This is a genomic window from Enterobacter cloacae complex sp. ESBL7 (genome assembly GCF_041679625.1).
In the GTDB taxonomy this organism is placed as follows: Bacteria; Pseudomonadota; Gammaproteobacteria; order Enterobacterales; family Enterobacteriaceae; genus Enterobacter; species Enterobacter asburiae_B.
In genome coordinates, this window is sequence record NZ_JBGORN010000002.1 from 588,621 (window position 1) to 601,134 (window position 12,514).

General features: G+C 35.5%; 11 protein-coding genes. 3 read left to right on the top strand and 8 right to left on the bottom strand.

Annotation, left to right across the window (positions count from 1 at the left end):
• The first annotated feature begins 9 nt into the window (after positions 1-9).
• Positions 10-285, top strand: coding sequence for a hypothetical protein (locus ACERY3_RS12890; protein WP_000428933.1), 276 nt, complete (start codon positions 10-12; stop codon positions 283-285).
• Positions 286-326: 41 nt separating this feature from the next.
• Here ACERY3_RS12890 and ACERY3_RS12895 read toward each other — a convergent pair whose 3' ends face one another.
• The 3 genes from ACERY3_RS12895 to mobQ form a co-directional block, all read right to left on the bottom strand.
• Entirely contained in the window at positions 327-2,201 is a 1,875-nt protein-coding gene (locus ACERY3_RS12895; RefSeq protein WP_373225813.1) for a P-loop NTPase fold protein, read from the bottom strand.
• 386 nt (positions 2,202-2,587) lie between these two features.
• Complete coding sequence (locus ACERY3_RS12900) at positions 2,588-3,151, bottom strand: hypothetical protein (protein ID WP_058674310.1); 564 nt, start codon at positions 3,149-3,151, stop codon at positions 2,588-2,590.
• 80 nt (positions 3,152-3,231) lie between these two features.
• Complete coding sequence (mobQ, locus tag ACERY3_RS12905; protein ID WP_373225814.1) at positions 3,232-4,731, bottom strand: MobQ family relaxase; 1,500 nt, start codon at positions 4,729-4,731, stop codon at positions 3,232-3,234.
• A 752-nt stretch (positions 4,732-5,483) separates the two neighbouring features.
• Here mobQ and ACERY3_RS12910 point away from each other — a divergent pair.
• Positions 5,484-5,738, top strand: coding sequence for a hypothetical protein (locus tag ACERY3_RS12910; protein ID WP_058674308.1), 255 nt, complete (start codon positions 5,484-5,486; stop codon positions 5,736-5,738).
• A 33-nt stretch (positions 5,739-5,771) separates the two neighbouring features.
• Here ACERY3_RS12910 and ACERY3_RS12915 read toward each other — a convergent pair whose 3' ends face one another.
• On the bottom strand, positions 5,772-6,356 hold the full coding sequence (locus ACERY3_RS12915) for a YkgJ family cysteine cluster protein (protein WP_072207278.1): 585 nt from the start codon (positions 6,354-6,356) through the stop codon (positions 5,772-5,774).
• Positions 6,357-6,729: 373 nt separating this feature from the next.
• Here ACERY3_RS12915 and ACERY3_RS12920 point away from each other — a divergent pair, with 373 nt between their 5' ends.
• On the top strand, positions 6,730-7,041 hold the full coding sequence (locus ACERY3_RS12920) for a conjugal transfer protein TraD (protein ID WP_373225815.1): 312 nt from the start codon (positions 6,730-6,732) through the stop codon (positions 7,039-7,041).
• A 228-nt stretch (positions 7,042-7,269) separates the two neighbouring features.
• On the opposite strand, the gene ACERY3_RS12925 is transcribed toward ACERY3_RS12920, so the two are convergent.
• The 4 genes from ACERY3_RS12925 to ACERY3_RS12940 all read right to left on the bottom strand — a co-directional run bounded on the left by ACERY3_RS12925 (position 7,270) and on the right by ACERY3_RS12940 (position 12,511).
• Positions 7,270-8,310 (bottom strand): hypothetical protein, encoded by a 1,041-nt coding sequence (locus ACERY3_RS12925; protein ID WP_373225816.1) that lies wholly within the window; start codon positions 8,308-8,310, stop codon positions 7,270-7,272.
• A complete protein-coding gene (locus tag ACERY3_RS12930) occupies positions 8,307-9,560 on the bottom strand; it encodes a hypothetical protein (RefSeq protein ID WP_373225817.1) in 1,254 nt (417 codons plus the stop codon). Before ACERY3_RS12930 ends, ACERY3_RS12925 begins: the two co-directional genes overlap by 4 nt.
• A 190-nt stretch (positions 9,561-9,750) precedes the next feature.
• Complete coding sequence (locus ACERY3_RS12935) at positions 9,751-10,962, bottom strand: hypothetical protein (RefSeq protein WP_193804662.1); 1,212 nt, start codon at positions 10,960-10,962, stop codon at positions 9,751-9,753.
• Between the two features lie 274 nt (positions 10,963-11,236).
• Positions 11,237-12,511, bottom strand: coding sequence for an integrase arm-type DNA-binding domain-containing protein (locus ACERY3_RS12940; RefSeq protein ID WP_089187607.1), 1,275 nt, complete (start codon positions 12,509-12,511; stop codon positions 11,237-11,239).
• Positions 12,512-12,514: the final 3 nt, after the last annotated feature.

Genomic DNA, 12,514 nt, shown 5'->3' on the forward strand with positions numbered 1-12,514 from the left:
GGGTCTATCATGGAAAACAAAACTATCCAGTGTCCGTTTTGCCTGAAAGAAAGTCAGAGAGGCGTCCATGTCTGCACCGGCTGCATGGCGACGGTTCTGTATGGAACCTTCCCCGGCTGGTATGCTTTCGTGGTTATATTATTGACCTTCGGCCTGTCTATACTGATCGGAATGTCTACAGGTATGGCGGGAGCTACTATCAGCCTACCAATAATTGCGGCTGTTGGGTTTGTCGCAGGTAAGGCAATTTTCTCTGATAATGTTGTGTTCAGGAGAAGAATGTAATTTTTAAGGGGCTGGACATTTCATTGACCAGCCCCAGAAACTTAAACATCAGGCACTGAAGATAGGATTGTTATTATCTCCTTAATGGTTGTATCAAGCTGTTCCATGAAATGTTTTTTTAGGGGAGGCATTCGAGGTATTTCTTTCGAGATTTTATTTTGTAACTCAATCCAAAACTCCTCTTCAATTTTCAGATATTTATATGCTCTCAGACCATTGAGAGTATCTCTCGAAGTATAACGTTCCTTTATAATATGATTAAAGTACGACGTTATGTAATTACTTGAGTGCAACAAGACCTTCACTAAGTCTTCAGCATTTAATTTATTGAAAAATGGCTTAAACTGATTTTCAGTATATAAAATATTGATCAGCTCATCCTTGTTTCCTTGTGCAAGATATGTGAATATTTCATTTGCTCTGATGATTTCTGCTTGGTGCTTTAATTCGTCAGAGATAGATTTGCATTCAGACCTGAGTAAATTAAATAGTTTTCTAAAGTCTTCATCTGAATCATTGTAGTAGCTATAGCCAGTATTGTTTCCAAAGACTATATCTTCAAAAGAGCGATTATTCAAAATAGCCCAACCATCTTTATAGGTTTTAATGTATTCATAAACTGTATTGTTTATTTCATCGATTTTCTTACTAATTAGAGAATTTTTTGAGAAGTAAATTATTAAGGCTAATTTATGTAAGTAAACCTGATGCTCTTCCTTCTGAAGAGAGTCGAACTCCAAAACTAACTGATTGGTAAGAGAAATAAACTGTTCTTCATTCAGTGTGCTAAAATTCCATAATTTGAACCAGAGAGGATGTTCATTGTTTTTTTGTTGTTTAAAATATACAAGTTCATCAGTTGCTGACTTTAAATTACTTGCATCACCCTTGAACAAAATATCAGCCCATAGATCACCTACATACAAGTTCCTGTAACTAATGTCATATTTATAAAATGCATTATTAGAACCATCGCTATTGTCTTTGTCACTTTGGAATGGCTCATTATTTCTTAATTTTTCCTCACTTAGCTCACCACTTTTCATTTCTAATGATAAGGCAAAGAAAACGCGTATTAACAGCGATGAATACTCTTCATTTTTAAATTTTTCTTCATCGATATAATTTGCAATGTATCCAAAATCTAAAATACTTTGCTTTAGTTTTCTGAGATTTGTATCATCTGAGCGTATATAGATGTTTTTAATGACATCTCTATGTCTCTTTAATGGCGCACATTCTGATTCATCGAGGAAGCCATCCAAAACATTATCAATATTATGTTTAATTTGGAATGTTTTACCTATAACTTTTTCTTTGAATTTTGAATAAATATCCGTATTTTTATCCGCGGATGATTTATCCTTTTCATGTAGAATTTTTTCATTAGCTATGAGAATGACTTTAACCTTTGAAATTTCGACAAGATAATTAACATACCCGAGAATTTCTTTTAACGGGATATCAGTGCGTTCAAGATCATCTAATGCGATAATGATCTCTCCGCTATCCGTATTAGTAGAGAATATTTCTCTGAATTTTATTTTATCTAAACTTGCATTAATATCTACATCCGGTTTGCTATCGCCATTTATATCTATCTTACAACCGAGCTTTAATGCTCCTTTTAGAATATTACCTGCTAACTTAGTATATCTGTGGCCTAAAAGTGGGTGTAATGATTGGAAAATCATTTCATCAATACTGGATGTGGTTTTAAAGCCGAATAAACTTATTTTTATTATTTTATTTCCAGACTGACTATCAATGGCATTTTTATTATATTCCTTTATGAAATTTTCTATAAAATAGGTTTTCCCAGCTCCCCACCCGCCAGTAATCATGAAAGCATATTCTGGAGTGCTTGTATTTAAGTAATAATTTAAATTATCGATTATATGATTATTAAGATCCATTTTTAACAAACCATTCGCTGTAAAGTGATTTTACATTCTACATCGAAAGTTTTTTGTTGTCATTTGTTATTAATAATATTAGATATTGAAAACATGGACTTAGGAGTAAATACAATACGAATAGAGGATGTATGGATATTGCCCCTATTGACATCTCTCGATTGATTTATTATTCCCCATAGTAAAGATAACAAAAATAGCAGAAAAATGAAGCTAAATGTTTGTGATGATTACTGAGTGATCTGAGTGAATAAAACGTTTAGTTTTATTATTCTTATAAATAAAATAGGAGAAAATCATGTTCCAAACAAAAAAAGAAAAAGATCAGATGCTTTTAACTGATCTTCAACAATATATTTTACATAGTATGAAAAATGAACCGCCAATCATTGATGTATATACTGGCAAAGTTGTTGGAAATCAGGTGGTGACAATTCCTCATAGTGTTTACCTTCACCAGTTATATCAATGCCAAAAGATATTATATTTGATGCAACAGTAATAGGCACAAAAGAATACCACCAAGTAGATGCTTTGGATTTAATCAATATATCTTTTTCGTGAGTTGGACCGATGCCATCAAACCCAACAGGAAAATAAGCAGCAATGGAAAGCCCGCGTAATAAATCTGGGCTGTTTTTATAGTATTCACTGGCGGATACAATATCTAGCCCTGTAGGGGCTATAGTGATTCTGCATTTTATGTTATTGATGGAATGAAGCCTGTCATTGATTATGGTGTAATATTTTAATGTTTCAGCCTGTTTTGGAGTTATTTCTCTACCATCTGGTAAACCGTGCCCAACGGGATCTTTGTCTGTAGTCAGACTAACTGCTGAGTTTTCCATAACAACACCATTGGATGAGAGAAACCGTCCTAGCAAGATAGAACCATCAGCTACAATCTTTTCAGCAGCTTTCTGCGATGTAAAATGGTAAAGGTACTGCATTTGGTTATCCTCGTTGTTTGAATCAATAGGGATAGAACCATAGAAGGCTTCTTATAGTCAATGCAGAAAATCAGGAATGATTAGTTCTTGCCACGATAGCTCGGCTGCCTCAACCTTTGATAGCTATTCTTTCTGACCTGCTCAAGTGACATAGAAGGGGTTAGATCCTTGCTGTGATCGATTTCTGGTTGTTCCTGCTTCGGACGGCTTGGGAAACGGGTGATCTCGTCAGTCGTTGGCTTGTAGTCATCTTGGTTAAACTTAGCTCGTTTCTCATATTCAGGGCGTAGAACATGACGGCCTAATACCTCATCAAAGACGTAGTTTTCAGCAATACGCTTATCATGTTCTTCACTGATAATATCAACTTTAGTTTTAGCCCATATAAATTTACCCCTGATAAAATCAACCAAAAGGGCTGTAAAGCGTTTAAAGATATTATCCTGACGCGGAATAGTCTGTTTCCTTTTAACACGTTCAGGGGCGCTTCTGGATGCCCTGTTTGGGTTTTGAGAGGAGGATGTTTGCAGAATAGTATTTGATCCAGAATCAGAAATACTGACCGATGGTTTTTTACCAGCAACAACTTTGCTGACTTTTGTTTTATCACGGTAAGATTTAACGCCACGCATACGAGTATGAGGAGCTGGTGCTACCAATACAGGTCTTTGATTCTCATCAGTAGAAGAGCCGGAGTGTGTTTCAGGTAATACGATCTCTTCTGGTTCAGCAAGAACAGCCACAGTAAAGCTTCTGACATCAACAATGATTTCAAGATCAAGCTCACTGAATGTTTTGTAGACTTCAACGGCTTCTTGCTTGGCAGCATCACGAACAGCCTGTTCTGCGGCTCTTTGCTCTTGAGCAGCTTTACTACGCCATCTGGCACTATGGATACGTTTCATTGCAGGGCGGTTTGTTTCAGCGGCTTTAGCAAGCCATAGCGCTTGTTCTTCATTGCCCAGAGCAGCCGCCGCTTTTTCTAATGCCTCTTCGTGCTGGGCTTGAAGGGAACGATGATCAATACGTTCTGGCGAACCAGCAGCAGCGAGGTAGCTGTTAGCCATCGATGCCCATGATTCACGCCACAACACAGACATTTTTCTGTCGTTCCAGCTTCTTTCTTTTTTGCCAAAACCTTCCGGGCCTATGGTTTTTAATGTCAACATAACGTGAGCATGTGGATTATCGCTATCAAGATCATGGAAAGCGATATCAGCAATCATTCCCTTTTCTACAAAATTTTTTTGACAATACTCAAGGACAAGCTTTTTCTTGTCATCATTATTTAACTCGGTGGGGATAGCAACATCGAAATAACGGGCTGTTTGACCATTTTGTTGACGCTCGACTCTTTCAACTTCATTCCACAATGCTGTGGAGTTTTTTACAATATATTGAGGAGCATTAACGGGTGCTAATATGACATGTCCGTATAAATCGGTACGGCGGCTATAATCATACGTATCACCTGTTCTTTCATCTGTTATACGTGTACGAGCATGATAGGCAGCTTTCGCAACGGAAGATCTGCCCTCACTTCGTTTCACAATTTTAAAATCAAGATGAAAAATAGCCATACAATAAAAATAACCTCAATATAAATTTTAATATCAAACCAAAATATGAATCTCCAATACGACTATGCTGGTTTTAGTTTTTCGCAAGAAAAACTCTGGTGTTGACGTTGACCTTGGTTTTGCTTTTAGCCTGCGGCAGGCAACCGTCGGTAGACCCCACACGCTGCGTAGCAGTGTATAGGTGGGCATTGCTTTATTTTTATATCTCCTAAAGGAGCTAAAAATAACGACAATGTTTTAAGTTTTTCTATAATTAAATAATAACTCTAGTTTTACAGACTGTGAAATTAAAAAGGTAGGAATCGGATAAACGGCGGAGGTAGCGTAGTTATATTGAATATTATTGTTTTAGATAGCGCCCGTAAGGGCAAAAGAAGTGTTTTTCCCTCCCGCCTTACGTCGGGAAAGCGTAAATTAGATGAAATTGATAAAATAACAAATGCTTTTATGTGTTGCACAATTCACAGGTTAAGACCAGAAATCAGAGTCAAAAAACAAGAGGTAAAATTGTTTTAATTGATTTAATAAAATAAGTAACGCGGAGAGTATTAGATATTTTAAGTTAGTGATTGCACTCGTATGTGTTGCATGTTTTTATTTTGAGCTTGCTGGCATGATATTTTTAAAACCAAAACACCATTTCTTGTTCCAGTGATGTTATTCTCACACCAATAAATAGGTGCTTATAATTTGATTTTTAGTTTATTAAATTGTATTTTAAACATATATTAAAAATAACACGAGGGATAATAATGAAAGATAATTGCAACCTAAATAATATCGGATATGATAACATAGATGTTGCTATGGTATTTTTATCCTTCATAACCAGTGAGGCATTTATTCTCTATCATGAAGAAACTAACTGTCTAGATGGGTTCATAAGAGAAACCAAAAAAAACATGGCGTCATATATTTCGGGTTTTAAATGCGAGGAAGAGGATAAGGAAAAGCATAAAAAAAATATCTTTGAGATTATTGATATTAAACTCAAAAGGAGAGGATGAAAAATGCCATTTTATAATGGCATTTTCTGATATTTAAAACCATTCGCGAATGTCGGCTGTATATCCTTGGCTGGCTTCAATTAGTGTTTGTAAAAGACCTTCTAGTCTCTCACTTGAATATGTATGGAAAGTATTATGGATAACATCTGGAGTCTGACAATATTTATAATGGTCAAAAGACTGGAAGTTTCTACAATGAAGAGGTCTTACTTTGTAAATTGAACAACTTGCGGTTGTTAGGTCCAAAAAAGGACAGTAATTATATTTATTTGCAACTGGATTTATTTCGAAAAGCTCTTTAGGTTTTCTTCCTAAATACTCTCCTATAAGGATTGCTTCCATTGCAGTAACTGAAACTGGTATTTTACAACAGTGGGCACATCCTTTTTGACAAATAGAATATGAAGGAACACCATCTTGCTCTCTGATTTGGTCTGCCAAATCAAGAATAATTTGTGTTCGTTCATTATTGTTTACTGCAAGTGAGTATTTTTCTATTAATGAATTAATCTGCATTACATCATAATTTTTAGACGCTTTCATTTTAATGCCATTAAGTTTAGGATCATAGTCTTTCAAACGAGACTTTATTAAAGCACTATCTGGTATGATTTTCATAAAAACCTTATTGGTGATGGTGAGTTGATGTTAAGTTACTCCATATAAATAAATTTTGCAATAAAGATGGTGTTGAAATATTGTTAAGGTATTATGGTTTTCTCTTTTAACATCAGAGGTAATCTGAAGTAAATAAATTTTATTTATTTATATTTCCTTTTTTAATTGGATGGTATCGGGTATTTTAAGTTAGTGGTTTAAAACCAAAGCATCATTTATGAACCCTGTTCCAGCAATGTGATTGTTTTGAACAATCATATCGCGCTGCGTAATTTAATCTGGAATACAAAGCATTCAATCTTCTGCCTATGATTTGACCTTTTCTTTTTTTAATTGTATTTCATGTTTCTGACAACTAAAAGGAAAAGTAATTATGGATACAGATGATAAAAACAGAAAGCCAAGAACAGAAAAAACAATTAAGCAAAAAATAGCATCAGCTCAAATGCGTCTGAATCGCCTTAAGATTAAAGAAAAATCTCTATCCAAGAGCGCTGAGACACGCTTAAAGATCATTTTGGGTGCTGAAGTGGCTAAAGCTGTTGGCTGCAAAGTAGAAGAAGTGGATAAAGAGCTAATATTAGGTCTAATATTACAATCATCGAATATTAGTGCTGAAGATAAAGCAAGGTTAAAATTACGAGGGGGAAGGTTTCTTGAGGATATGGTTGGTAGACAGGAATGAACTATCTATGAAGTTAATAGTCTAGGGAACGACTATATGATTTTATTCTCTAGCTGTGTTAGGTGTTGTGAATAGTATAAAAATAAAAATGCTATTATAACTCCCAGCCCAATGGGTTGATTTAGTGATCCCATGTGTGGGTATAGTAGTTTATATTCTATAGATAGTTCTTCTAAGGGGATGTGAAAGGGCTGGAAAGCCCTTTCCTTAAGTGGAACACATATCTTTTCAGAAAATTATTTTTTTTCGCTCTAAATCATAAAAATCACAAAGTAGTGCTATAACGGATTGTGATGATGCTGGTAGTGTTGAGGGGGAAGGTATATTATCTTGATAAGCAAAAGATTCGAATTGCTTTGCCATTTCAAACAATGAGTTATTGACATTTGGCCTTGAAAAATATTCAGCAAGTATTTCTGACTTTATACTATCCGATAGTTTTTTAAATTCACACTCTAGTGAGTTTTTTAAATTTGAATTTGGGATAACACTTTCGGCTAATGCGGAAATTATACTCCCCACTTTCTCAGTGAAATCTTTTCCTGAATTACCAAATTTAAAACCAAGATCCAAAACCGCTTTTCTCTTATCATGCTCACATGTTTGATATTCGCGCAAAATATAGTCTAAAGAAATAAGGAAATGTGACGTTGTGATATAAATCGCTCGCCATAAAGATATTGATGCTTGTAATTCAGTTGACAATCCAAGTGAACATTCAAAAAAATATTTTAAGTCCTTGAGATAAGCATTACAACTGTCAAAACTTATGTTGTCGATCAGTCTGGATTTTCCTTTTTCAATTTTACCTTTCCAGTCGCCTCCGATTTTATTATTGGATGCAATATCTAAATTGCTGAACAATGTCTCTTCTGTGATTCGTTCTGATTGACTTTTGTTACTTTTATACAATCTTGTCAGAAAACTACCATCTAAGACTCGGATGTGATGTTTAAGACCAAAATCTAAGACGTCAGCACGATTTTCGCTTGTGACTATCAGACAATCATCCAATCTCAATATTTTTGATACACCCTGAGCCCAGAAGAAACGTTCGATAGCTTGTGGGGTTTTTTTATTTTTTATGTCAACATTTATTCTAGTTCTTATCAGTGGAGATTCCTTCGAAAAAATTAAAAGATCAATATCTGTTACATCAAAATTTTTATATTTAAACTTAATGCCTCTTACCACATAAAAACCTAGTCCTAAAAAATAGTTTCTAAGAATCTCTTCTGTTTCATAACCTTTTGATAGCTTAATGCTCATGGATTCAGCCCTCCAGAACGAATATCATCGAGTAGATTTCTGGCTTGTATTTTAACCGCTTCAGTACAATTTTTTCGGATGATTTCTCTGTTTTTTTCTGGGCCAATATATTCAGTGACTTTTGCTCCGGGAATGTTCATAACTGCTTCAGCAGTAATATCTCCATTTTGAATTACAGATAACGCAAGTTGTCCTACTTCGGGCTTAAGCAGCCTCATACCGAATCGCCCATTATCATAAGGTATTATTTTTAACACGCCCTTGTACTCTAGTGCTTGATAATCATTTCCAATAGCAGTAGCTGGACCAACTTCCCCGCCATTAATTAGCTTTTGCATCAGCAGTGATATTTGCTGAATACGCCCTCGGTAATATGAACTTATCGTCATTCCATAAGTTAATGATGCGACGAATGCCTTAGCCAAATCCAAGGCATCATCTGCTATTGAGTCAGTGAATTTTGAAAAGGCGCTTGGTCTTGTAACAAAATAACTTCTACCTGACTCATTACCCACAACACTTACATCAAATAAAGCTATTGACTGCAGTTTTATGAAAAGTTCGTCACCAAGAATTCTTTTAGCTGTTTCTAATGGAATGCATCCCGAGGCTTCAAGACGTCCATTAAATTCTACTACCTTGGTACTTTCAGCACCGGATAAAGAAGATAGAATAATATTTGTTTTTTTTATGTCTTTTTTTCTGAATAAATTTCCATTGAATAAAAGTGATTCATTTTTAGATATTGTTTCAGAATCGAAAAATGTTAGTCCACAGCCAGTTGCAATCGTCTCTTTTGCTTCTCGACCAGAGATAGAATAATTGTCAGATATGTATTCCTCTGCGAATTTAGCAGTCAGTGGGGCATCTGATGCCTTTTCTGAAATATCAATTATTGCTTCTTCATGGCTGTCATGACTGCTTTCATTAAAGATGGTTGCAGTATATTCGAGAATGGTTTGCCCGGTAAGGGCTAAAACTTCAATACCTCCTTTTCCTTTAGATAATAAGCGCTGATTCTGTAGTTCATTTAATATTGCAGGCAATTCCGTTTTAGGACTAATATAGTTAGCTTTTGAGAGTGCTTCTAACTTTTTGGTACTGAGTTGTTCTTGTGTGCTTGCTGAAATAGCTGATAGGAAAAGACCACATTTTCCGGCAAAACCGATTGAATCAAAATCTTGATTAGTTGTTGTTTGTATTTTTTTTGCATGGTGGATGATCCATGCTCCTTTGATTTTTCGTTTCATACTACTATCTCCATAATCCTTCAAACATAGATAGATTGATAGCTATGGTTTTACAAAACCACGTATATTATATTTTAGTAATTTATTTTTGCCAATACAATAAATTTTTATTTGAGATATCATCAACAAAAAATCGTCGGATAATACTTTTATAGACGGCTTTTATTTATGTTTTGCTGAGAAAGTTACATCAGGATTTGATTGTAAGATACAGTTCGTTGTCATAAACGAAACGTTCAAATAAGCTAACTATTGTTCTATCATTGTATAAAATGAAAGTGCTTCGTATATAATTAAAAAAATTTGAAAACAGCAAGATTTTCATTTTCAAAATATTATCATTCGATTCGGTAAGAATATTCTCCATTGTTCTCCAGTCAATTCTACAGTTTTCATCTTCTGGTATGCCATCTTTTAATTTTTTGTTCTCTAATATTACTGGAATCTTCAAGAAAAGAGATAATGACCATGCTTCTTTATGAGATTTGACTGTGCTATTAATTGCACAGTTGATTGTTTCATTGCTTACATTGATTGCATTTTTATTGATTTCATGTTTACTGAGAAAAATATCTTCATGTTTTAAATTTGAGTTTGTTTTTTTTTGATAGCAATCCCTTAAAAATCGATTGCTGGGGATTACTATTTGGTAACTTGAGGGGCCGATGTAAAAATAAAAATTTAAAATTTTATTTTTTTTATATGAGTTTGTATTTTGTAATGAAACTATTAGGTTTTCATTTATCGGGATGTCTAAAAATGTATTTCTTTCAATCAATAGAAGATTGCTTGTTTTTATTTTTTCTATAATTTCTACGCCTTTATATAAATTGATAACAACAAATGGATTGTTGGAGTCATCCATTAAATAACTCTTCATGATGGAAAAATCTGATATCATATCGTAAGGCATGATAGAAAACGCCATCTTTAATATAGCTTTAAATACTTTAATTTTATTAAATCTTTGTTTTTTGTCTTTTATAATTACGTCATCTATACCTAATTTTATGATGTCGGTATTCATTAAATTAACATACTGTGAATTCCTGTCAGGAATGCTAACTATTTTGTGATTCAATCCTTTTGGATTGTCAATAATATATTCAAATCGTTTTGTCTCTTTGGGGATAATTTTAGAAAAAGCGCGTTCGATTCCCATAAATTTAGCTAGTTCAACTTCAAAGGCTGAGAAATATTTGTTGCAGGCATCACATTCATATTTTAAAAATATTTTTTTATTTCCGAGAAGTTCTGATATTGCGTGAGCATCATGAGCAAATAGTTCAGGCTTAAAGCCTTTTCCGCAAAATCTGCATTTCATAGGACTACCATTATCTATGTAATGATGATCTTCATTTACATCGTGTGTGCCAATGTCGGTAAAGGTTTTTATTTTCATAATAATATCAAAGCGGAATAATTGTAGTAGAATTCTGCTGCTGTTAGTAAGCTAGCAGCAGCAGAATACCTCATACGCTTCTTATTAAGAGAGCATTACAAGGATTAGCTCTAAAAAAATAATTATCAGCTTGATAATAGATTTTAACTTTTCCATAAGGAAAGTCCCTTATTTAAATTATATGCCATGCGGCAAAGTCAAAAAATAAGGGTTAGAGTTATAATAAAGCTATCATGATTATTTTACAAAGTAAAAAGATTTTTGGGTATGTTATCTACAATTTATGAGCAAACTCAAACGGCCTTACCATACCGTTGCTGTTCGCATCCAGATAATCAGCCCACCATTGGAGCATCAGGCGGCGCTGGTCAAGGTGTTTGGCTTTGTGGGTATAAGCGGCGCGGACACTATTGCTTTCCTTGTGACTCATTTGAAGCTCTACAGCGTCTTCTGACCACAAACCGGACTCAATTAAGGCACTACAGGCAAGTGTCCGGAAGCCATGACCACAAATGTCCTGTCGGGTATCGTAGCCCATCTTACGTAGCGCCTTGTTGATGGTGTTTTCACTCATCGGTTTAAAGCTGTCATAGCTACCCGTGAAGATAAAACCATCATCATTGCCATCTTCATAGGTGAGCTGTTTAATTTCTTCCAGCAACATGATTGCCTGACGGCAGAGAGGGATGAAATGTTTACGCTTCATCTTGGTGCCACGGCCTGAATATTTCACCCCTTCGATGACTTCCCGCTGTTCGGGGATAACCCACAGCTTGCTCTTGAAATCGATCTCTGACCATCTGGCGAAGCGTAGCTCACTGGAACGAACAAATACCTGCAGGTTAAGTTGAATCGCCAGTGTGGTGAGTCTGCGGCCTTTGTAGGTATCAATACGTTCAAGTAGCAAGGGAATCTCTTCAAGCTCCAGAGCAGGACGGTGTTCAGTTTCAGGTTTCTGTATGGAGCCTTCCAGATCGTAAGCCGGGTTATAGCGGATAAGCTGCTGTTGGACGGCATAGCGCAGGATAGAGGTGACATATTGCTTAACCCGTGTGGCAACTTCCAGATAACCAAGGGCTTCCACTTTTTTGAGGGGGACTAAAAGATCGCCAGTGGTAAGCCCGGTAACGTCTCTGTTGCCAATATCCGGGAAGATGTAGGTTTCAAGACGGGTCAAGACAGTGTTCTGGTAATCTTCAGACCATTTCTTTTTGGTAGAAAACCACGCCTTGGTCACTGCTTTGAATGTTCGGGTGTTATCACGCTTTGCTTTTAGCTCTTTAACTTCGGCCTGTTTCTTTGCATTAGGATCAATACCCTGAGCAAGAAGCCTTCTGGCCTCATCACGGCGTTGTCTTGCATCAGCAAGTGAAACAGCAGGGTAGACACCTATGGAGAAGATTTTTTGCTTCCCGTCGAAGCGGTAAGCCATTTGCCAGTATCTGGAACCTTTAGGGGTAACGCGAAGGAACATACCAAAGCCATCGGTCAGCTTGTATTCCTTATCAAGGGGTTTGGCGTTTTTTACTTTAGTATCAGTAAGTGGCATAGC

Coding starts and splice junctions, on each gene's coding strand:
- ACERY3_RS12890 (WP_000428933.1), top strand. CDS start 10: ATGGAAAACAAAACTATCCAGTGTCCGTTTTGCCTGAAAGAAAGTCAG.
- ACERY3_RS12895 (WP_373225813.1), bottom strand. CDS start 2,201: ATGGATCTTAATAATCATATAATCGATAATTTAAATTATTACTTAAAT.
- ACERY3_RS12900 (WP_058674310.1), bottom strand. CDS start 3,151: ATGCAGTACCTTTACCATTTTACATCGCAGAAAGCTGCTGAAAAGATT.
- mobQ (WP_373225814.1), bottom strand. CDS start 4,731: ATGGCTATTTTTCATCTTGATTTTAAAATTGTGAAACGAAGTGAGGGC.
- ACERY3_RS12910 (WP_058674308.1), top strand. CDS start 5,484: ATGAAAGATAATTGCAACCTAAATAATATCGGATATGATAACATAGAT.
- ACERY3_RS12915 (WP_072207278.1), bottom strand. CDS start 6,356: ATGAAAATCATACCAGATAGTGCTTTAATAAAGTCTCGTTTGAAAGAC.
- ACERY3_RS12920 (WP_373225815.1), top strand. CDS start 6,730: ATGGATACAGATGATAAAAACAGAAAGCCAAGAACAGAAAAAACAATT.
- ACERY3_RS12925 (WP_373225816.1), bottom strand. CDS start 8,310: ATGAGCATTAAGCTATCAAAAGGTTATGAAACAGAAGAGATTCTTAGA.
- ACERY3_RS12930 (WP_373225817.1), bottom strand. CDS start 9,560: ATGAAACGAAAAATCAAAGGAGCATGGATCATCCACCATGCAAAAAAA.
- ACERY3_RS12935 (WP_193804662.1), bottom strand. CDS start 10,962: ATGAAAATAAAAACCTTTACCGACATTGGCACACACGATGTAAATGAA.
- ACERY3_RS12940 (WP_089187607.1), bottom strand. CDS start 12,511: ATGCCACTTACTGATACTAAAGTAAAAAACGCCAAACCCCTTGATAAG.